Source organism: Caulobacter sp. SL161 (assembly GCF_026672375.1).
GTDB lineage: Bacteria > Pseudomonadota > Alphaproteobacteria > Caulobacterales > Caulobacteraceae > Caulobacter.
Genome location: NZ_JAPPRA010000001.1, coordinates 1,674,065 through 1,694,358, shown reverse-complemented (window position 1 = coordinate 1,694,358; position 20,294 = coordinate 1,674,065). Strand labels below are relative to the sequence as shown.

The 20,294-nt window shown below is 66.6% G+C and carries 22 protein-coding genes; 12 read left to right on the top strand and 10 right to left on the bottom strand.

Annotated features, from left to right (window positions below; all coding sequences use genetic code 11):
• The first annotated feature begins 6 nt into the window (after nt 1-6).
• From OVA11_RS08205 to OVA11_RS08195, 3 genes are all read left to right on the top strand, one after another.
• Nucleotides 7-276, top strand: coding sequence for a RebB family R body protein (locus OVA11_RS08205; RefSeq protein ID WP_268066973.1), 270 nt, complete (start codon nt 7-9; stop codon nt 274-276).
• A 325-nt stretch (nt 277-601) separates the two neighbouring features.
• The gene (locus tag OVA11_RS08200) at nt 602-889 is read left to right on the top strand and encodes a RebB family R body protein (RefSeq protein WP_268066972.1); all 288 of its coding nucleotides are present in this window, start codon (nt 602-604) and stop codon (nt 887-889) included.
• Nucleotides 886-1,242, top strand: a complete 357-nt coding sequence (locus OVA11_RS08195) for a hypothetical protein (protein WP_268066971.1) — start codon at nt 886-888, stop codon at nt 1,240-1,242. Before OVA11_RS08200 ends, OVA11_RS08195 begins: the two co-directional genes overlap by 4 nt.
• A 9-nt stretch (nt 1,243-1,251) precedes the next feature.
• Here OVA11_RS08195 and OVA11_RS08190 read toward each other — a convergent pair whose 3' ends face one another.
• Both OVA11_RS08190 and OVA11_RS08185 read right to left on the bottom strand, forming a co-directional pair.
• Nucleotides 1,252-2,031, bottom strand: a complete 780-nt coding sequence (locus OVA11_RS08190) for a protein NO VEIN domain-containing protein (RefSeq protein WP_268066970.1) — start codon at nt 2,029-2,031, stop codon at nt 1,252-1,254.
• A gap of 45 nt (nt 2,032-2,076) precedes the next feature.
• Nucleotides 2,077-2,640, bottom strand: a complete 564-nt coding sequence (locus tag OVA11_RS08185) for a hypothetical protein (protein WP_268066969.1) — start codon at nt 2,638-2,640, stop codon at nt 2,077-2,079.
• A gap of 63 nt (nt 2,641-2,703) precedes the next feature.
• Here OVA11_RS08185 and OVA11_RS08180 point away from each other — a divergent pair, with 63 nt between their 5' ends.
• The gene (locus OVA11_RS08180; protein ID WP_012640123.1) at nt 2,704-2,880 is read left to right on the top strand and encodes a hypothetical protein; all 177 of its coding nucleotides are present in this window, start codon (nt 2,704-2,706) and stop codon (nt 2,878-2,880) included.
• A 22-nt stretch (nt 2,881-2,902) separates the two neighbouring features.
• Here the strand turns inward: OVA11_RS08180 and OVA11_RS08175 are convergent, their stop codons facing one another.
• Nucleotides 2,903-3,655, bottom strand: coding sequence for a class I SAM-dependent methyltransferase (locus OVA11_RS08175; RefSeq protein WP_268066968.1), 753 nt, complete (start codon nt 3,653-3,655; stop codon nt 2,903-2,905).
• A 164-nt stretch (nt 3,656-3,819) separates the two neighbouring features.
• Here OVA11_RS08175 and OVA11_RS08170 point away from each other — a divergent pair, with 164 nt between their 5' ends.
• The 7 genes from OVA11_RS08170 (at nt 3,820) to OVA11_RS08140 (ending at nt 10,044) form a co-directional block, all read left to right on the top strand.
• Entirely contained in the window at nt 3,820-5,922 is a 2,103-nt protein-coding gene (locus tag OVA11_RS08170; RefSeq protein ID WP_268066967.1) for an acylase, read from the top strand.
• An 85-nt stretch (nt 5,923-6,007) separates the two neighbouring features.
• On the top strand, nt 6,008-6,598 hold the full coding sequence (locus OVA11_RS08165) for a beta/gamma crystallin-related protein (protein ID WP_268066966.1): 591 nt from the start codon (nt 6,008-6,010) through the stop codon (nt 6,596-6,598).
• A gap of 12 nt (nt 6,599-6,610) precedes the next feature.
• Entirely contained in the window at nt 6,611-7,027 is a 417-nt protein-coding gene (locus OVA11_RS08160; RefSeq protein ID WP_268066965.1) for a beta/gamma crystallin family protein, read from the top strand.
• A gap of 86 nt (nt 7,028-7,113) precedes the next feature.
• Nucleotides 7,114-7,251: an entericidin A/B family lipoprotein gene (locus OVA11_RS08155; RefSeq protein WP_012640119.1), complete on the top strand. Its 138-nt coding sequence runs from the start codon at nt 7,114-7,116 to the stop codon at nt 7,249-7,251.
• A gap of 60 nt (nt 7,252-7,311) precedes the next feature.
• Nucleotides 7,312-7,704, top strand: coding sequence for a DUF983 domain-containing protein (locus tag OVA11_RS08150; protein ID WP_268066964.1), 393 nt, complete (start codon nt 7,312-7,314; stop codon nt 7,702-7,704).
• Between the two features lie 116 nt (nt 7,705-7,820).
• Nucleotides 7,821-9,254 carry an MFS transporter gene (locus OVA11_RS08145; RefSeq protein ID WP_268066963.1) on the top strand — a complete coding sequence of 478 codons (1,434 nt, stop codon included), beginning with the start codon at nt 7,821-7,823 and terminating at the stop codon, nt 9,252-9,254.
• Between the two features lie 40 nt (nt 9,255-9,294).
• Nucleotides 9,295-10,044 carry a DUF599 domain-containing protein gene (locus OVA11_RS08140; RefSeq protein ID WP_268066962.1) on the top strand — a complete coding sequence of 250 codons (750 nt, stop codon included), beginning with the start codon at nt 9,295-9,297 and terminating at the stop codon, nt 10,042-10,044.
• 574 nt (nt 10,045-10,618) lie between these two features.
• On the opposite strand, the gene OVA11_RS08135 is transcribed toward OVA11_RS08140, so the two are convergent.
• Entirely contained in the window at nt 10,619-12,154 is a 1,536-nt protein-coding gene (locus tag OVA11_RS08135; protein ID WP_268066961.1) for a class I SAM-dependent methyltransferase, read from the bottom strand.
• 154 nt (nt 12,155-12,308) lie between these two features.
• Here OVA11_RS08135 and OVA11_RS08130 point away from each other — a divergent pair, with 154 nt between their 5' ends.
• Nucleotides 12,309-13,598, top strand: coding sequence for a glycosyltransferase (locus OVA11_RS08130; protein ID WP_268066960.1), 1,290 nt, complete (start codon nt 12,309-12,311; stop codon nt 13,596-13,598).
• A gap of 105 nt (nt 13,599-13,703) precedes the next feature.
• Here OVA11_RS08130 and OVA11_RS08125 read toward each other — a convergent pair whose 3' ends face one another.
• Genes OVA11_RS08125 through gmd form a run of 6 tightly spaced genes read right to left on the bottom strand, consistent with a single transcriptional unit; the run spans nt 13,704 to nt 20,169 of the window.
• The gene (locus OVA11_RS08125; protein ID WP_268066959.1) at nt 13,704-15,287 is read right to left on the bottom strand and encodes a TolC family outer membrane protein; all 1,584 of its coding nucleotides are present in this window, start codon (nt 15,285-15,287) and stop codon (nt 13,704-13,706) included.
• Between the two features lie 56 nt (nt 15,288-15,343).
• A complete protein-coding gene (locus OVA11_RS08120) occupies nt 15,344-16,381 on the bottom strand; it encodes a glycosyltransferase family 4 protein (RefSeq protein ID WP_268066958.1) in 1,038 nt (345 codons plus the stop codon).
• Nucleotides 16,382-16,391: 10 nt separating this feature from the next.
• Nucleotides 16,392-17,429 carry a glycosyltransferase family 4 protein gene (locus OVA11_RS08115; protein WP_268066957.1) on the bottom strand — a complete coding sequence of 346 codons (1,038 nt, stop codon included), beginning with the start codon at nt 17,427-17,429 and terminating at the stop codon, nt 16,392-16,394.
• 3 nt (nt 17,430-17,432) lie between these two features.
• A complete protein-coding gene (locus OVA11_RS08110) occupies nt 17,433-18,548 on the bottom strand; it encodes a DegT/DnrJ/EryC1/StrS family aminotransferase (protein WP_268066956.1) in 1,116 nt (371 codons plus the stop codon).
• Nucleotides 18,545-19,192, bottom strand: a complete 648-nt coding sequence (locus tag OVA11_RS08105) for an acetyltransferase (protein ID WP_268066955.1) — start codon at nt 19,190-19,192, stop codon at nt 18,545-18,547. Before OVA11_RS08105 ends, OVA11_RS08110 begins: the two co-directional genes overlap by 4 nt.
• Nucleotides 19,192-20,169 carry a GDP-mannose 4,6-dehydratase gene (gene gmd, locus OVA11_RS08100; RefSeq protein ID WP_268066954.1) on the bottom strand — a complete coding sequence of 326 codons (978 nt, stop codon included), beginning with the start codon at nt 20,167-20,169 and terminating at the stop codon, nt 19,192-19,194. The genes OVA11_RS08105 and gmd overlap by 1 nt, the downstream gene beginning before the upstream one ends.
• Nucleotides 20,170-20,294 lie beyond the last annotated feature (125 nt).

The following is a 20,294-nucleotide window of genomic DNA, read 5'->3' as shown; positions in this document are numbered from 1 at the left end:
TCTGACATGGCTTTCCCGACCGCAGTTAATGACCAGATCACCGACTCCGTCTCTCAAAGCAATACGATGACCCTGGGGTCAGCCCCCGCAGTCGCGGCCGGCAACCTCTTCCAGGCGACATCGCACGCCTTGGCGCTCGCGGCGCACAACGCCACCTTCGCGCACCAACAGATGCAAATCATCGCGCAAGCGGTCACCACGCAAGGCGTCGCACTGATCTATGCCTCGGTCAGCGGCGCGGCCAGAACCCTGAATGGAGCCGAGAAGCATGGCTAAGCGCCCGGCCAAGCCCAGCGCCTCCACCGCGCCTTCTAGCGTTGATACGGGCCCGTCGCCCGCGATCGAGCCGACTGCGCCCCCGGTCACGCCTGCAAATGCTGCCGCTGAAGCGGAGATTTCCCCCGCGGCGCAGCCTGCCCATCTTGAGTCAGCGCTGCAAGCCCAGGCCGCGGTCGCTCAGGCCAACGCGGCGACGACGGATTTCGTACCGCCCTCCGAAGACGCCGCGCAGGCGCCGGAGGGCCGCGACGACGTCAGGCCTACAGGCCCGAGTAGCGACGATGGGACCAAGGCCAGCGGGACAAACGAAGCAAGTGGACCCATGAACAACCAGATCCTGTCCACGGCGACGACCGCAGACCTGTTGGCCTTGGGGTTAGCGAAGCCCGAGAGCGCCGCGTTTCTGGACGCAATGACATCTCAGGCCCTTAGCCTGGCGATGCAGAACGCGGTGGCGCGACAACAGGCCGACCGTATCGTCAGCCAAGCCTTGATCAGCGCCGCATGCGCCAACCTGCTGGCGCGCGCGGGCGTTCCCAGCCCTCATACGCCGCCCCTTGCGGCTGCCCCTGCAGTCCCCGCGAAGGCTTCCACGGAGCAGCCATCATGACCGCATTCGCCCAAGACGGCATCGCCCGCGAGCTCATCGACGCGCTAAACCAAGCCGCTGAAGCAACCATGACGCCGAGCACCGTTCAGACGGACAGTGCGGGCAAGGCCTACCAGATGGTCGCCTTGGCGAGCGCCCTGGCGGTGCAGGACGCGGTCGACAGCATGCGCAATGTCGGAACGCTCGCAGACGCCGCATCCGCCGCCGCACTCTCTCAACTCGCGGCGACAGGAGAAGCTCGCTACCTGGAGGTTCTGAAGGCCGCCGACGAGATGCGGGCCCAGTCGGTCAATATCTTCTCTGCGCGGGCTCAAGCTGCCGCCGAGCTCCTCCAGAAATTTCCGACGCGCTGAGCCGCCCCCTCACCCGAACGGCGGCTTGAGCCGATAGAACCGCGCCTCGCCCAGGAGGTCGTAGACGCGGCGGATGCGGAAGGCGTGGGGCTGGGCCTCGGAGAGCTCGTACTCGGCCTGGGTCAGGCCGAAGGGGGCGACCTCGCCGGCCAGGGTGGTCTTGACCACGATCAGGCGCGGGATCTCGTCGAGGCCAAAGCTGATGACGTCGCAGCCCTCGGGGTCGCCGCCGCGCGCGGGGCGGATGCGGCCGGCCAGGTCCGGGCGACCGCGATCCGACAGGCGGCGGGCCTCGTGGGCGACGACGCTGGCGATCCCCAGGCCCTTGAGGAAGCGGTCGTCGGCCTCGCGGCTTCCCATGTCGAACCGCTGGATGGCCTGGATCAGGCGCTCGGTCATCGGCATGGGCCTCGGCGGAGCGGCCTCGATCAGGGCGACGGCGCTGGGGGCCGTGAACAGGGCGGCGGGGCGCACGGCGGCGGCCAGCAGGGCGGGCTTGGCGGCCAGCTGCTCCTCGACCGCGTCGAGCAGGGCGTCGTCATAGGCCCAGCGCGGCGGCTGGTCCTTGAGGATCGGCACGCCGATCAGCGACAGCACCGCCGAGATCTCGCCCTGCTTCCAGCTGATGGGGCCGTCGGCCTTGCCGGTGACGAAGCGCACGGTGCGGTCATGGGTGGCGCGGTCGACGGGCTTGCCGGCGAGCGTCTTCTCCAGCTGGGCGATGTAGTCGCCCACCACCACCGCCAGGTCCGCCCCCGTCCAATCGCGTCCGCCCGATTCCGCCGTCATGGGACGATGATGCGTTAGCCGGGCGCGCGGCGCCAGCGGCGAAGCTCAGCGGGCGGCGCCAGTGGCCATGGTCATGGGCGGGGCATCCTGCACGGGGGTCTCGTCGTCCTTGAGGCCCGCCGCCGTCATGGCGCGGCGCAGGGTGGTCACGGGGGCCTCGGCGCCGACCTTGAAGGTCAGGACGGCGGTCTGGGCGGGGTTGTCGCCGAGGTTGGAAAAGCCCCCTGCCCGCTCGGCGTTGAGCGTGACGCCGTAGGTCCGGCCCGCCTGGACGCGGCACAGCAGGACGAAGGTCTTCTGGTCGGCCAGCCGGCGCGGCGTCTTCACGCAATCCAGAGGCTCGGCGCCGGCGACGGTGGCGTAGTTCCAGGCGGTCGGCGACATCTGCTGGTCGAAGGCGACCTTCAGGATCAGCACGCCGGGGGCCACCACCTGGTCCTGGGCGGGATAGGAGGAGACCAGCCGGGGCGGCGAGGTCGGCGGCAGGATCAGCACCGGCGACACCGCGTTCGGCGCCTCGGCCGGCGGCTTCTGGGCCTGGGCGGAGGCGCTGCCCGCGCTCAAGGCGGCGAGGAGGACGGTGACGGGAACCCGGCGACGAAGCGACATGTTTCCAGACTGACCTGCAAGCGCGGCCTTCTCAAGGCGCCCTTGCAGGCCTACATCGCAGGGATGACTGACAAGACCGACACCGCCCCCGAAGGCGAAACGCCGATGCAGCGCGCCCTGCGCCTGAAAAAGGCCGCCCAGGGCCGCCATGGACATGGCCCGAAAGCCTCCAGCGGCAAGGTCGAGCGCTCCAGCGCCGCCGCGCCGACCGGCAAGTCCAAGCCCTGGATGACGCGATAGGGGATCCCCGCCTCCAGAGCCGCTACTTCGGCTTGCGGAACTTCAGGATGAACTGATCGGTCTTGCCGCGAATGGCGGGATCGAAGACGTTGACGGTGCGCGCGTCGGACGCATCCGCCAGCAGCGGGCTCTCAGCCTCGAGCTTGAAGCCGGCCGCCTCGACCTCCTGCTTGACCGCCGCGATGTCGATCCGGTGCAGGGTGTCGGCGGCGCTGATCCCCGAACCGGCGACGGCGGAATGGTCGATGACCAGAAAGACCCCGCCCGGCTTCAGAGACTTGAAGATCTCGGCATTGGCCTTGGCGGCCGTGTCCGTCGGAAACGGCTTCAAGTGCATGTCGTGATAGTTCTGGACGGTGATCACGGCGTCGACATTGTCGGGCAGGTCCAGGGCGGTGATCGGGCCATCCAGAGGCTTGCTGTTGACCAGGGCGGCGGTCACGGCCTTCAAGCTCTCGCCATACCGGGCCGCAAAGCGGATGAACTCGGCGGGCTGGTAGGCATAGACGACGCCCTGGGACCCGACAGCGCCCGAGATGATGCGGGTGAAGTAGCCGCCGCCCATGACGAAATCGACGACAGTGTCGCCGGGCTTCAGCTCCGCCATGGCCAGGATCTCGCCGGGACGCCGGGCGGCGTCACGCGCGGTCTCGGCGGCGGGACGCGAGGGATCGGCGACCGCCTTGGCGATATTGGCGGGAACCTGCGCCATCACCGGCGCGCCGACAGCGAACGCCAGAACGGCCAAGGCCGGAACCATGAACTTGCGAGCCATCGCGCGCCTCCCTTGATGCTTGACCCTTCGTAGCAGTCCGCAGCGCTTCGAAGAACGTCGTTATCATGAAGTTTCGGCAAGGTTTCGTCGAACCCGGCCCTTTCCACCGCCCGGCCCTCCCCCCATGATCGCCACCAACGAACAGGGGACGGGGGGAGACGGGTATGAAGTGGATCCTGCGCGGGATCGGCGGGCTTTTGGCGCTTGTCTTGATCGCGGCCCTGGCCCTGATCGCCATCGACCGGGCCAGCCTGCCCCAGGCCCCCAGCCGGCAAGCCCTGCTCGACAAGGCCAAGGCCTATGACGTCCGCATCCGCCGCGACGAATGGGGCGTGCCCCACATCCTGGGACGCACCGACGCCGACGCGGCCTTCGGCCTCGGCTACGCACAGAGCGAGGACGACTTCGACACCCTGCAGGACGTGGTGCTGGCGACGCGCGGCGTCCTGGCCCGCGACAAGGGCGCCGGCGCCGCGCCGACCGACTATGTGGTCTCGCTGCTGGAGGTCTGGCCCACCGTAGACAAGCATTACGCCGAGCTGCCCGCCGAGCTGCGCGCGATCATGGAGGCCTATGCCGACGGGGTCAGCCTCTACGTCGCCAGGCATCCGGAGAAGGCCAAGCCCGGCCTGCTGCCCGTGACCGGCAAGGATGTGGCGGCGGGCTTCATCTTCAAGCAGCCTTTCTTCTACGGCCTGGACGGCGAGCTTCGCCGGATCACCGCGCCGGCCACGAAGGGACCACCGCCCAAGGGCTCGAACGGCCTGGCCACCGCCCCCTCGCGCAGCGTCGACGGCGCCACGCGGCTGCTGGTGAACTCGCACCAGCCCTATACCGGTCCGGTCGCTTGGTACGAGGCCGTGGTCCAGAGCGGCCAGGGCTGGCACGTGGCCGGCGGCTTCTTCCCCGGCTCGCCGTTCATGCTGCACGGCCACAACGCCACGCTGGGCTGGGCCAACACCGTCTCAAAGCCCGACCTCGTCGACGTCTATCGCCTGACCATCAACCCGGCGAACAAGAACCAGTACCGGCTGGACGGCCAGTGGAAGGACTTCGACAAGCGCCATGTCACCCTGCGCGTGAAGCTGCTCGGCCCCATCGTCCTGCCGGTGCGCAAGGCCGTGCTGCGCTCGGCGCACGGGCCGGTGCTGGAGACCGATCACGGCGTCTTCGCCATCCGCTACGCCGGTATGGGCGAGTGGCGTCAGCCCTTGCAGTACTGGCGCCTGAACCGGGCCCGGACCATGGAAGAATGGCGCGCCGCGATCGCCACCCACGCCATTCCCAGCCTGAACTATGTCTATGCCGACGGGGCCGGGAACATCGGCTTCGTCCACAACGGCCAATATCCGGACCGCAAGGCCCCGGCCGACTGGAGCGGCGTGCTGCCCGGCGATCGCTCCGACCTGATCTGGCAGGGCTATCTGCCGGTCGAGAAGAGCCCGCAGCTGTGGAATCCCAAGTCGGGCCTGGTGTTCAATTCCAACAACACGCCCTTCGAGGCCAGCGAGGCGGCCGATAACCTCAAGCCGGCGGATTTCCCCGCGTCCATGGGCCTGCAGACCAACATGACCAACCGCGCCTGGCGGGCCCTGGAAACCTACGGGACCGACCGCGCGCTGACCGACGAGCGCTTCCGGGCCCACAAGTTCGACGTCGCCTTCAGCGACCGCTCCAGCGTCATGGCGATGGTGCGCGAGGTGCTGGCGGTCGACCCCAAGGGCGATACGGACCTGGCGCAGGCCCAGCGCATCTTGCGCGCCTGGGACAAGACGGCCGATCGCGCCAATCGCGGCGCGGCCCTGGCCGCCCTGATGAGCCAGCCGATCCTGTTCGCCAACACGAACGGCGACCCGGCCCCCGCCCCGATCGACAGCCTGCGCGCGGCCATCAAGACCCTGAAGACCCACTTCGGCCGCCTGGACCCCGAATGGGGCGAGGTCAATCGGATCCGGCGCGGCAAGGTCGACCTGCCCATCGACGGCGCCGCCGACACCTTCCGCTCGGTCTGGGGCAAACCCCAGAAGGACGGGACCACCACCGCTGACGGCGGCGACACGTTCGTGATGTTCGTGACCTGGGACAAGGCGGGCGCCCTGCAGTCGGAGAGCATTCACCAGTTCGGCTCGGCGACGCTGGACGCGGCCTCGCCGCACTACGCCGATCAGACGCCCCTGTTCGTGGCGATGAAGACCAAGCCGGTGCGCTTCACCGAGGACCAGTTGCAAGGTCACATCAAGGTCGACTATCGCCCCGGGGAACGATGAACGATTGAGCTGAGCCGTTCAGCCGCCGTTCAGTTGGCGAGCGGTTATCTCGCTTCAACGATCAAGCCTCAGTTGGGGGAACATCATGCGTAAGACCTTCGCGCTCGCCGCCCTGTCCGTTCTGGCCCTGTCCGCCTTGGGTATGGCCGGTTCGGCCATGGCCCAAGCCCCCTACTGGAACGGCCGCTATGACGATCCGCCACGCGGCTCCTACACCCGCTCGTGCCGCGAGATCACCGCCTTCAACGGCCAGGTCTGGGCGCGTTGCCAGACCGATCGCGGCGGCTGGGAATGGAGCAGCGCCCGCGTCCGCGAATGCGGCGCCCAGGGTCTGGAGAACCGTGACGGCCGCCTGCAATGCGCCGGCTTCGTCGGGCCGGGCCAGGGCGGCGGTCGTCCGCCCTACGGTGGCGGCGGTGGCGGCTATCGGGGCGACATCCTGATGTTCGAGGACACCGGCTATCAGGGGCGCGTCTACGAGGTGATGGGCGACACGCCCGATCTCGACATCGCCCGCTTCAATGACCGGGCCTCGTCGATCCGCATCGTCCGCGGTCAGTGGGAGATCTGCGAGCACGCCAACTACCAGGGCCGCTGCAGTCGCCTCGACGCCGATCAGTTCGTTCTGCCCCGCGAGTGGAACGACGCCATCAGCTCGATCCGTCGCGTTCGCTAGGGGGGGCCTTCGATGCGCAAGACCACCTTCCTCATCGCCGGCGGCGCGCTGACGCTGCTGGCCACCCAAGCCCTGGCCCAGGACCGCGACTGGGATCGCCGCGACCATCGCTACGAGCAGCGTGACGATCGCTACGACCGCCGTGACGATCGCCGCGATGATCGGCGCGATCGCTGGGGCGGCGGCGGGATCGTGCTGTTCGAGCACCGCGACTTCTATGGCGACGCCCGCCCGATCCGCGGCGACATGCCCGATCTGGCCCGGATCGGCTTCAACGACCGGGTGTCGTCGATGCGGATTTCGCGCGGCGTGTGGGAGTTCTGCGAGCACGCCTACTTCCAGGGTCGGTGCTGGCGCTACGACTACGATGTCGGGGTGCTGCCCAATCGGCAGAACGACCGCTTCAGCTCCGTCCGCCGGCTTCGCTAAAGTCCGCCGCCGCGCCAAGCCCTTGAAGCTCGGCGCGGCGCACGGCTAAGATTCAACACCCCCTGTAGATTGAGTGGAGTTCCCGCATGCGTAAGTTCGTCGTCCTCGCCGTGGCCGCCTCGGCGCTGCTGGTTTCGGCGTGCAACACGATCGAGGGCGTGGGCCGCGATGTGTCGGCCGCCGGCAAGGCTGTCAGCGGCGCCGCGCGCGACGCCAAGCACTAAGGCCTCTACCGCCTCATGCGACGGCTGGTCGCCCTTTTCTAGCCGTCGCGGCGAGCGCATATGGACGCCATGTCCGAACCCCAGCCCTCCCCGTCTGTTTTGACAGGCCTCAAGCGCGGTCTCAGCCACCGTTGCCCGAACTGCGGCGATGGTCGGCTGTATCGTCGCTATCTGAAGGTGTCGCCTGTCTGCGAGGCCTGCGGCCACGAGCTGGGTCTCTATCCCGCCGATGACGGTCCGGCCTATTTCACGATCTTCCTCGTCGGCCACATCATCATCGCGCCGATGCTGTTCTTCCCCTGGATCTGGGAGGCTTCGCCGTGGCTCGTGATCCCGGTGACCCTGATCCCGCTGACGACCCTGACGCTCTTGACCCTGCCCCGCGTCAAGGGCGCGGTGATCGGGACCCTATGGGCCATCAAGATCCGCAAGGCCGAAGACGCGCCGTCCTAGAGCGTGACTTGCGCCGAAACCGGTTCCCACCTTCGGCGTCACGCTCTTGCGCCTGCCCCACCTTGCCCTGACGCTGGGTTCGCCTAATCTCCCCCTCGAGCTGAGGGGGAGATTTCATGACGGCGACAGCCGAGGCCGCGCGCCTCACGCCGATGGCCAGGGCCCGGGCGATCCTGGGCGGCTCGGCCGGGAATCTCGTCGAGTGGTACGACTGGTTCGCCTACGCCGCCTTCACCCTCTATTTCGCGCCCGCCTTCTTCCCCAAGGGCGACCAGACCGTCCAGCTGCTGCAGGCGGCGGCGGTCTTCTTCCTGGGCTTTGTCGCCCGCCCGATCGGCGCCTGGCTGATGGGGCTGTACGCCGATCATGCGGGCCGTCGCGCGGCGCTGTCGGTGTCGGTGTCGCTGATGTGCGCCGGCGCCTTCATCATCGCCATCACGCCCGACTTCAACACCATCGGCCTGTGGGCGCCGGCGATCCTGCTGTTCGCCCGCGTGCTGCAGGGCCTGTCGGTCGGCGGCGAGTACGGCGCCAGCGCCACCTATATGAGCGAGATGGCCGGCAAGGCCCGCCGGGGCTTCTGGTCCAGCTTTCACTATGTGACCCTGATCGCCGGCCAGCTGCTGGCGCTGGGCGTCCTGATCATCCTGCAGCGCACCCTGGGCGAAGAGGCCTTGAAAGAATGGGCCTGGCGCGTGCCGTTCATCATCGGCGCCCTGCTGGCCGTCGTGGTGTTCTGGATCCGGCGCGGCCTGGAGGAGAGCATCTCGTTCAAGCGGCCCGCGCAGAGCGAGACCCTGTCCCGCACCCAGGTCGCCAGCGCGGCCGTCTTCCTGCTGCTGACCATCGTCTCGGCCGCCCTGGGTCTGGCGGGCGGCCCGCTGGCCAAGGCCGGCCAGTATCTGGGCGCGGCCTTCTTGGTGCTGTTCTTCGTCTCGCTGATCGTCCCGCTGATCCGGCGCCATCCGCGCGAGAGCCTGCTGATCATGGGCCTGACCGCCGGCGGGTCGCTGACCTTCTATGTCTACACCACCTACATGCAGAAGTTCCTGGTCAATACGGCGGGCTTCAGCAAGGCGCAGGCCTCGGAGATCAGCGCGCTCAGCCTGATCGCCTTCATGCTGATGCAGCCGCTGGCGGGGTGGCTGTCGGACCGCTTCGGCCGCAAGCCGATGCTGATCGTCGCCTTCGGCGGCGGGGCCCTGACCATCTGGCCGATCATGAGCGCCATCAGCCAGACGAACTCGGTCGGCGTGGCCCTGGCCCTGATCCTGGCGGGCGTCGCCTTCCAGTCCTGCTACACCTCGATCAGCGCCGTGGTGAAGGCCGAGATGTTCCCGGCCGAGATCCGCGCCCTGGGCGTGGCCCTGCCCTACGCCCTGGCCAATGTGCTGTTCGGCGGCACGGCCGAGATGGTCGCGCTGGCCTTCAAGCACGAGAACCTGGAAAGCACCTTCTATCTGTACGTTGCTGCGGTCATGACCGTCGGGCTGGTCTGCTCGATCATTCTGAAGGACACCAGCCGGCATAGTCTCATCCATGAAGACTAAGCTGGTTTTCCGACTCTCCCCGCGGGTCTAGACTTTCGCCATGCCGTTACTCGACATCCTGGTCCTGATCGTCTTCGCCTGCTGCTGGCTGATGTACGAACCGATGCTCAAGCGCATCGGCGAGAGCGGCGGTGTGCTCAACACCGACATGACGGTGATCCGTCGCCGGTGGATGCAGGAAATGGCGGTGCGCGAGATCGCGCTGCTGGACGGTCAGTTGCTGGGCCACGCGATCAATTCGGCGAGCTTTTTCGCCTCCTCGAACCTGATCCTGATCGCAGCCGCCGCCGGCGTGCTGTTCGGGGGCGACAACGCCCTGAAGAGCGTCGAGGGCCTGGCGGTGCTGGCCAAGACCACGCCGCTGATGTTCCAGATCAAGCTCGGCCTCGTGCTGATCGCCCTGGCCCGGGGACTGCTCGACTTCATCTGGTCGATCCGCCAGATGAACTACTGCCTGGCCGCGATCGGGGCCACGCCGATGTGGGCGCCGAACGCGGTGCTCGCCGAATACGCCGAGGCCGCCGGCGGCATCCTGAACCCGGCGCTGTCGGCGTTCAATGCGGGCGTCCGGGCCTACTACTTCGCTCTGGCGGCGGCGGTTTGGCTGCTGGGTCCCCTGCCCTTCCTGACCGCCACGCTCGGCGCGATGCTGCTGCTGCTGTGGCGACAGCGTCGCAGCCGCGCTTCGGTGGCGGTCCGCAAGGTGCGGCAGATCCTGGAGCGACAGCCGGTCGTGCACGGGCCCCACCTGAGCCGCACGCCGTCCACGCCGCCCGAGGATCGCATCTGATGGGAGCGCCCGAGAGGGGACGGAAGAAACAACGCTGCAGCGGTCGCGTTCTCACGCCGCGAGCCCACGATGCATCCCAGATACAATAAGCCCCGCCGGTGACGCGGTCTCCGGCGGGGCTAATGGGAAGTCTTGTGGGTAGACCCGCTCTTCATATCTTAACCGGCGCCGGTTCGCAACCTTTCTGCTCCAAGAATCCGACACTTAGTCGTGAATTCAGGGCACAACTTACGCTATTGCGGAGCGCGCCTCAGATTCCTGACGCAGCGGTCAAAATATCAACTTCGAAGACAGGACAACGCCAAAAGGCAAAGCATAGTCCTCAATTCATCTAGCTCTGCGAGAGGATTTCTCTTCTTGCAGCGCAAATTGATCCGAGCGTTATAGACATTGAAAATCCGAAAAAGCTCTACAGGTCGAACCTGTTTTCACTTTTCCACATCATGATTACGCTCATCGACGGGCGTTTTCCCTGCAACCCTTCTCCGGAGAAGCCGGAACCACGCACGGGTGCTGGAGCGGAGGCCAACGACCGCGCGCCGAGCTATCGCTAAGCGCGCGGTGGTGCAGGTCGTCAGACGCCCAGAGCCGTCCAAACAGGCAAGACCTGCGCGCCCCACTGCGTGGCCTGAGCGCGAAGCTCGGTGAGATTGTCCTCCCCCTGCAGCGTATTGCCGTCCTTGATGATCGATTGGCCCTGCGCCTGAAGGATCTGATAGGCGAAGGCCGCCCAGTCCTCGGGCGTTTTTCCGCCGTTCTGCCGGCTCATCCAGAAGAGCTGGGTGAAGCGGGGCGCCGTGACGCCGCCACCGGTGACCGGCGAGGCAAAGCAACCGATATCACCAACCGACAGCGATCGACGGGCGATGGCCTTGTTCAGGGCCAGAGTTCGGCTCTTGGCCTTGTTCACGTCCTGGGCGGACGCCGCCGACGTTATCACGCCCAGGCCCAGAAGGATCGTCAGCGCCGACGACAACTGACCAAAGTGGAGGTCCTTGCTGGCGAGGTGCGCTTCAAGCTCGAGAATGGAGTGAGGCTTGTGGTCGAGCAGAACCTCGAAAACGGGCTGATACACATTGTCGTTCAGCGTCGCCTCACCGATCACCCCACGCACCTTCGTCGGCAGGTCCGCCTGGGCGGTGGTCATCACCACGCGCTCTTCGCGCAGAGCCGCCACCTGCTCGTGCCCGACCAGGGCGCGCACGCCCCGCACCCAATAATCGCGCCGGAACTGCTGATTCATGCAGAAGTCGCGAATGGTCTCCCGTAGCGAGACGTCCGGCACTCCGCGCATGAACTCCGTCTGCTGCGGCGTCATGTTGAGGTCGTAGAGGTTGTCGAGCACATGGGCTGAGCTGGCGAAGCCGACCTTGGCGTCGCTGAGCCAGTTCTCTACGTCAGCAAAGTACATGGGGTGCCAGTCGCGGTTCATGTACTCGTGAGCGAGATACTTCCGGTCCTGTCCCTTGACCTGCTTGAGCCTTTCGACCGCGCCCGGATTGGCCTTGGCGTACAGCGGATCGAGGGCCAGGAACTGATCGATGAAGTTCAGGGCCGCATCGGTCTGGCCGATGATGCCCTGGCCCGGCGCGCCCATGACATCGGCGTGCCGCTTCATCAGGTGACGGATCGGCGCCGACGCCGACCAGCCGGGCAGCGTGTTGTAGGAGATGTAGAGCACGCCGCCCGGGCGGAGCTTGCGACGAATGAAGTCCACCAAGACGTGGCGATTTTCGTCGGAGATCCAGGTCCAGATGCCGTGCAGTCCGATGAAGTCGAAGTCCGGCAGGTCCTTGCGGTTACAGAACTCGGCGAAGGCCTCGTCGTAGAGCTTGGCTTCGGCGCCCGACAAGCGGACCATTTCGGTGGCGAAGGCCGCCTGGGACGGGTTGAAGTCAGTTCCGTACCAGTTGACTCCCGGCTGGGCTGCGGCGTGGATCGAGACCGACAGGCCTTGGCCAAACCCGAGCTCGCAGGCGTTCTCGATCTTGGGGGCGTGGCGGCCGACCATCAGGAGCGGAAGGCGACAGCGGAGCGGATTCAGCTCGTTGTAATAGCCAAACGTATAGTTGACGTCCGTGACATAGCCGGCGCTCCACTCAGTCGACACGTATTCTTCCCCTTAGCCCAGTGGCACGCCATTGCTGCATGCAAACCTTTCGCATGACAAGATCGCCTGACACGCCCCCGCGCAGCTTTGCTGGTGTTGGATCAGCCTGAACGGCTATACGATCGCGCATGTGTTTCGCCCGCCCGCATCGCCCATGACGTCACGCCTGCTTGAGATATGGCGCCGCCTGCCGACACCCATCCGGCGCTCGGCGCATGTCGTCGCCGGCGCCCCGCGCGCCGCTCTGGAGGCGCTGGACAAGGCCTTGGCGGAGCATCGACACCGGAGGGCGGAAAGAACCGCCTTGGCGCGCGCGCGCAGACGCGCCGGTCCCAGGGGTTTGTCACCCACCCTGCCGGTAACGGTCATCGGTTTCCATGGCGCGGTGCACGGTCTGGGCGAAGGCGCACGGATGCTGGCGCGCGGGTTTGGCGACATGGGCCTTGCGGTCCGCGCCTTGGACCTGTCGGCGTCAGTCGGCTTCGCCGCCGAGATCGCCCCGGCCTATTCTTCGCCGGATCCCGACGACCGCGGGGTCACGATCTCGCACATCAATCCCCCAGAGCTTCTGCGATGGGCGCGGGAGACCCAAGGCCGTTTCCTGGAGGGCCGCCGGCACATCGGCTACTGGGCCTGGGAGCTGGAAGAGGTCCCGTCCGAATGGCTCCCCGCCTTCGATTTCGTCGACGAGGTCTGGACCCCCTCCGCCTTCGCCGCTGACGCTATCCGTCGCGTGGCGCCGCGGGGCGTAAAGGTTACGCCGGTCCCTTACCCGCTCTATCTCAATCCGCGCCCGCAGGCCGATCGCCAGCGCTTTGGCCTGCCGGACGACAGGGTCGTCGTGCTGATGGCCTTCGACCTGCGTTCGACCGCCCAGCGCAAGAATCCCGACGCGGCGCTGCGCGCCTTTCGGGACGCCACCGTCAGGGCGACACGTCCCGCAACCCTCGTCTGCAAAGTCGTCGGCGCGGACCTCTATCCCGAGACCTTTCAGGCGCTCGCCGCCGAGGTGGCCGACGATCCGTCCATCCGGCTTCTGACGGACAACCTGTCGGCGCAGGATATGGCCGCCCTCACCGCCAGCAGCGACATCGTGCTGTCCCTGCACCGGTCAGAGGGTTACGGCCTGCTGCTCGCCGAAGCGATATGGCTCGGCAAGCCCACCCTGGCGACAGGCTGGTCATCGAACGTGGAGTTCATGAACCCGGCGTCCAGCCAGTTCGTCGACTATCGGCTGGTTCCCGTGCAGGGCGATGGCGTCATCTATCGCGCCGGGCGCTGGGCCGACGCCGATGTGGGCGACGCCGCCGAAAAGCTGGCGCGGATGATCTCCGACGACGCCTGGCGCAACACCCTGGCCGCCGCGACGGCGCAGAACGGTCACGTCTCGTTCAACCGCGACGCCTGGGTGGCGATGACGAGCGCGCGGCTGCCCCTGACCTAGAGCGGTCTCCGTTCCGTGCGAGACGGTGATCGAAGAACGTTCTGAACTTCTGAAATAGAACCCTTTTCATCCGATCGGATTGAGGCGATCCGATCGGAAAGGGCGCTAGTTGCGCGGCGCGGTCTGGACGGGCGCATCGTCGGTCAGGGCGGGCAGATCGTTCATCGACGCCGGCGGCGTCACCTTGTCGGCCGAAACAGGCCTGGCCGGCAGTTCGCTCGACGGCGGGCGGATCGGCGAGGTGTCCCCCGGCGCCGGCTTCTTCGGCTCAAGCGGCAAGGCGATCTTGTCGAAGGTTCCGATGATCAGCTCCGTCGGCAAAGCGCCGCGGTACCGGACCTTCCTGAAGTTACGCTCAGGATCGTAGGGCTGGACGCCGGGAGCGAGATTGCCGACCTCAAGCGTGCCGACCTGCGCCAGAAGCTGCAGCCGACCGACATATTCGTTGGCGCGCCCCCGGACGAAATTGATCTGAGCGTTCTGCAATTCGGCCTGGGCGTTCAGCACTTCGATCGTGCTGCGAAGCGCGAAACGCTCTTCTTCGCGCACCCCATAGAAGGCGATCGTGTTGGCCTTCACTTCCTCTTCGAGGCTGACCAGCGACTTCCGCGCGGCCACCAGGCTGTCCCAGTACTGCGAGACGCTCAGGACCATGCTGCGACGAGCATCTTCCATGAGCAGCTTGTCGCGGTTGTTCTCCTCGATCGACTGCCGCACCGAGGCGTTCAGCTGACCGCTGGTGAACAGCGGCTGGGTCAGGGTGATCGAGGCGTTGACGGTGTCCTCGCGCAGACCGCCACGCGCGTAGTACGGCGTGCTGGAGCCATTGCGATAGTCCGCGCGCGCGCCGACCGAGAACAGGCGCTGGGCCCGCGCCTCGGCGACGCCGGCGCGAGAGGCCTTCTCGGTGTAGCCCGCCGCCAGCAGGGTCGGATTGGCTTGTTCGGCCTGATTGAACGCCTCGTCGAGGGTTGTCGGCAGGCCGTCAATGTCGGGTTCAGGCTCCAGCGTCTCCGGCTGGCGCCCCACCAGGGACGCGTAGAACGCCACGCTGACATTCAGCTGCGCCTGGGCGTTCGCCACCTGCGTGCTGGCCGACGCCAGGCGGGCCTTGGCCTGCTGCACGTCGGTCAAGGTCACCTGACGGACGCTGTACTTGTCCTCGGTGTCCTTCAATTGCTTCTGCAGCCAGGCTTCACCGCCTTGGCTGATCCGCAGGATCTCGCGGTCGCGGCGCACCGAGATATAGGCGTTGGTCACCCGGACCAGCAGGTCCATCTCGATCCGGCGCAGGTTCTCGCGCGCGGCCTTGATCTGCGCCTCGACACCCGCCAGGCGGGCCGAGAAACGACCGTTGGTGTAGAGGCTCTGGCTCAGAGAGAGCGTCGAGGTCTGGCTGGCGGCCTCGACGCCGCTCTTGGCGTTGACGCCCCTGGACCAGCCATAGACCTCGGCGACCGAGGCGCTGGCTTGCAGCCCATAGGCCGAACGGGCCTGGGTGTAGTTCTCGTCCAGCGCGCGCATGGCGGCGCGTTGGGCCTGAATATTCGGGTTGCTCTGATAGGCTGCGGTGATCGCCTCGGCCAAGGTCTCGGCGTGGGCGAGATCAGCGCGACCGACGACCGCCATGGCCATGGCCAAGGCGATCAGAGACGTTCGCACGGACAGAACTTTCGACAGCACTCGCATTTCCTAGACTGTAGCCGACCCCGTCTTAACGTGGTCTTCAACCTAATGTTTGTGGCTTAATCAAGAAGACGGCGGACCGTCTCTTCCCATGTGACATTCTTGTCGCGCCATAGCCTGCGCGCCGCGTCGCCCAGCGATATCGCCCGCGCCTTGTCCGAGGTCAAACGATCAAGCGCCTCGGCCAGGGCTTGCGGCGTGGGCTCGGCGACCGCACCGGTGTCGGCGCTGACGATCTCCAGCAGGCCGCCGGAGTCAGTCACGGTCAGCACGGCCTTGCCCGCCGCGAAGGCCTCCATCGTGACGTAACCTACACTATCCTCGTCAAAGGGCAGATAGGCGCAGATCAGGGCCCCGTTGGCCCAACGGGCGATGTCCTCGCGCGGATGGAAGCCGAACCGCAGATCGACCCGGTCCTTCAGGTCCAGATCCTCGACCAGCTTGGTCAGGCGGTCGGCATAGGCCTGATTTTCCGGCGGCCCGGCGATCACCAGGCGCAGGCTTCCCGGCAGCAGGGCCAGGGCCTCGATCAACAGGTGCTGGCGCTTGCCCGCCGCGACCCGGCCGCCGGCGAAGACATAGTCGCCATACTCGCCGCCGGTGAACAGCTCGCCGTCGTTCAGCGGCGGATAGAGCACCTGGCTGGCGACGCCGTTGAACTTCATCAGGCGGTTCTGGGTGACCGGCGAGTTGCAGTAGATCTTGCGGCACTCGGCGAAACAGGCGTTGTCGGCCGCGCGGATCGCCGCCTTCACCGCCCTGCCCGTATCGTCGAAATCAAGGTGGCTCTGGCCGGCTTCGGACAGGTCGTAGGCCTGGCGGAACTGGTGCAGCAGCCACAGCACCTTCTGGTGATGCGGGATCAGATAGGCTGGGAACTTCAGGCCGATGACGCGGTCCACATTGTAGAGCCGCATGCCCTTGGAGATCAGCATCTCCTCGATCAGGCGCTCGGCCGGCTCCCAGGTGAAGGGCACGCGCACCAGCTCGGACTGGACGCCGGGCGTGGCGTTCAGGCGGCGGACCAGGTGATCGGCCAGCTCCTCGGCCCCGCCCCGTTGGAACGGCGCGGCGTTGTTGACGACCAGAACCTTCATGCGGGCGTTCTCATGAGGTCAGCCGCTCCACCACGGTGCTCCAGTCGATCTTCATCTCAGCCAGACGATTCAGCGAGGCGGTCCCCATCTTGGCCACGGCCGACTTGTCGGCGTGCAGGCGGTCGAACTGGTCGGCCAGGGCGCGGGGATCGGGCTCGCTGATCAGGCCGTTGCGGCCATGTTCGACCAGCTCCAGCACCCCGCCGGAGTCCGTGGTCGTGATCACCGGCTTGCGCGCGTGGGCGCCTTCCAGCGACGGATAGCCGTAGCTGTCCTCGTCCTTGGGCAGATAGGCCACGGCGAGGGCCTGCTTGAGCATGTCGGCCTTCTCGTCCTCGCTGATCCAGCGGTCCTCGAGAATGACCCGATCGGCGACGCCCAGGTCGTGGGTCATCTTGACCAGCTGTCGACCGTATTCGGGGCTGGAGGCCGTGCCCGCCAGACGCAGCTTCACGCCGGTCTTCACGTACTGCATGGCCTCGATCATCAGGGCCTGGCGCTTGTGCGGCTCCAGGCGCGAGATGGCGACGATCTCGTCGCCATAGCCGGTGTGGGTGAAGCGTTCGGGCTGATAGATCGGCGGATACAGCGGCGTGGCGTCCAGGCCGTTGAAGGCCTTGAGCCGGTCGGCCACCACCTGGGAGTTGGTGAACACGGCGCGGGCTTCTGAAATCGCCTGGGTGTCCAGCGCACGGAGATTATCGCGAACGGCGCGGTAATGGGCGTCGTCAGGCATGCCGCGATAGGGCGTGTCCCACAGGTCATAGAAGGTGCGGATGTGGTGGATGAACCACAGCACCTTGTTTGGGTGGTCCACCACATAGGCCGGCGGGCGGAAGCAGATCACCCGGTCGCACCACTGCGTCAGGTCCATCAGCCGCCAGGCGGCGATCTGGTGCAGGATCTCGTTCGGATCGTCGACGAACGGCAGATAGAACCGCTCGACCTCATGGCCGGCCTCGACCAGCTTCTCCTCGAGCCACTCGACGATAAAGCGCGCGCCGCCGTTGATGAACGGCACGATCGAGGACAGCAGGACGATGCGCATCGGCTAGACCAGCACCTGATCGAGCGCCGCAATGACACGGTCGATATCGGCTTCAGTCAGCCCCGCGTGGGTCGGCAGGTTCAAGCCGTCGGCCCCGCAGGCCTCGGCGATCTTCAGATCATCCGCAGCCAGATGCGCATAGGGCGGCATGATGTGCATCGGGTGGAACACCGGACGGCTCTCAATACCCAACGCTTCGAGATCCTTGATCACCTGATCGCGCGTGGTGGAAAGGCCCTCGCCAAGACGCACGGTGTACATCCAGAACACGTGGCGACCGGTCGGGGCGACATGAGGCTTGGTGACCCGATTACCCAGACGCGCCAGCTTCTGCCCGTACCAGCCCACGACCCTTTCGCGCGCGGCCAGATGTTCGTCGACCCGCTCCAGCTGGGCAAGACCGATCGCGGCCTGGATGTTGGTCATGCGGTAGTTGAAGCCGACGACCGGGAACCAGTAGCGGCGGTTCGGGTCCATCCCCTGGCTGCGATACAGGCGCATCACGCGCGCCAGTTCGTCATCATTGGTGGTGATCATCCCGCCCTCGCCGGTGGTGATGATCTTGTTGCCGAAGAAGCTGAAGGTCGCGCACGTGCCCAGCGATCCGGACATCTTGCCCTTGTAGGTCGCCCCCACCGCCTCGGCCGCATCCTCGATCACCATGAGGCCGTGCTTCTTGGCGATCTCCAGGATCGGGTCCATGTCGGCGACCTGGCCGTACAGGTGAACCGGCATGATCGCCTTGGTGCGGGGTGTGATCTTGGCCTCGATCAGCGCCGGATCGATGTTGAAGGTCTGCGGATCGTTGTCGACCAGCACGACCGTGCCGCCGCAATAGGTCACGGCGTTGCACGAGGCGATATAGGTCAGGCTGGGCACGATGACTTCGTCGCCGGGGCCGATCCCCATCGCCACCAGGGCCAGGTGCAGCGCGGTGGTGCCGTTGTTGCAGGTGATCGCGTGCTTGACGCCGCAATAGTCGGCGAAGGCGCGTTCGAAATCGGTGATGAAGCGGCCGGCCGACGAGATCCAGGTGGAGTCCAGGCACTCCAGCACATAGTCGCGTTCGTTGCCGTCCAGGCGCGGCGCGGCGACGGAAATGCGCGGCAGATCACTCACGAACGGTCTCCTTTGATCTTGGCCGGCACGCCGATCGCAAGGACCGAGTCCGGAAGGTCGCGCACGACCACGCCGCCGGCCCCGACGATCGTATCGGCGCCGATCGATACGCCGGGTATGGCCCGGGCGCCCACACCGAGAAAAGCCCGCTCTCCCACGGACACGCCGCCGGCCAGGGCCGAGGCGGGCCCCAGATGACAGGACGCGCCCAAGCGGCAGTCATGGTCGACAACCGCGCCGGTGTTGATGATCGCCAGATCGTCGATCCAGCTGTCGGCGTTGATCGCGACGCCGGCCATCACCGCGACCCCCTCGCCCAGACGCGCGCTGGGCGACACCACGGCCGAAGGATGGATGGCGTTGACCAGCGAAAAGCCGTGGTCGCGCGCCTTGCGGCCCAGCTTCTGACGCAGCCGATTGTCGCCGATCGCCACGAACAGTCTGGACAGCCCCTGCGCGCGCAGCGTCGGCAGCGCCAGGTCATCGCCCAACACCGGAACGCCCAACACCGCGCGCGGCGTCGGATCGGCGTCGACAATGGCCGCCACGGTCTCACCGCAGGCCCGCAGGCTCTCGATGACCACCTTGGCGTGGCCGCCGCCGCCGATGATGACGACGCCCCCGATGTCGAGGGAAGCGCTCATCAGTTGCGCGAGCGCCGCGCGATGTCGGCGTCGACCATTTCGGCGATCATCTGCTGCATGGTCGTCTTGGGCTCCCAGCCGAGCTTGGCCTTGGCCTTGGCCGGATCACCCAGCAGCAGGTCCACTTCCGCCGGACGCAGGAACTTGGGATTGACCGTGATGTGGTCCTGGTAGTTCAGGCCGACATGGGCGAAGGCCACTTCGCACATCTGGCGCACGGTCCAGGTCTTGCCGGTCGCGACCACGTAGTCGTCCGGGGTCTCCTGCTGCAGCATCAGCCACATGGCCTCGACATAGTCCTTGGCGTGACCCCAGTCGCGCTTGGCGTCGAGATTGCCCAGATCGACGGTCTTGCGCTGGCCAAGCTTGATGGCCGCCACCGCGTCGGTGACCTTGCGGGTCACGAACTCGATGCCGCGCAGCGGGCTCTCGTGGTTGAACAGGATGCCGGCCGAGGCGTGCAGGCCAAAGCTCTCGCGATAGTTCACCGTCATCCAGTGCGCGTAGAGCTTGGCCACGGCGTAGGGCGAGCGCGGATAGAACGGCGTCGTTTCCGACTGGATCGGGTGCTGCACCAGACCGTACATTTCGGACGACGAGGCCTGGTAGAAGCGCGCCTGCGGGCATTCCAGACGCACGGCTTCGAGCATGTTGGTCGTGCCCAGGCCCGTCACCGAGCCCGTCAGGTGCGGTTGGTCCCACGAGGCGCCGACGAAGCTCTGGGCCGCCAGGTTGTAGACCTCGTCCGGCTGCAGGCGCCGCATCAGGCGCGCCAGACCGCCCGCGTCCAAGAGGTCGCCCAGCTCGAACTGGATGTCGTCATAGACGCCGATCCAGCGCAGGCGGTCGCCGATCACATCGGCCGAGGCCGAGCGACGCAGCATGCCGTGGACGGTGTAGCCCTTCTCCAGCAGCAGCTTGGCGAGGTACGCCCCGTCCTGACCGGTCACACCGGTGATCAAAGCTGTTTTCGCCATGCGTATCCGCCGACTCCAGTAACAACGAAGGGTCCTGACTACACTATTGCCCGCGAATGGAAAGCAGCGCCGGCGAATTTAACCCGCCCGCGCCGCTAATCCGAAAAGCTTTGGAAATCAGGCCC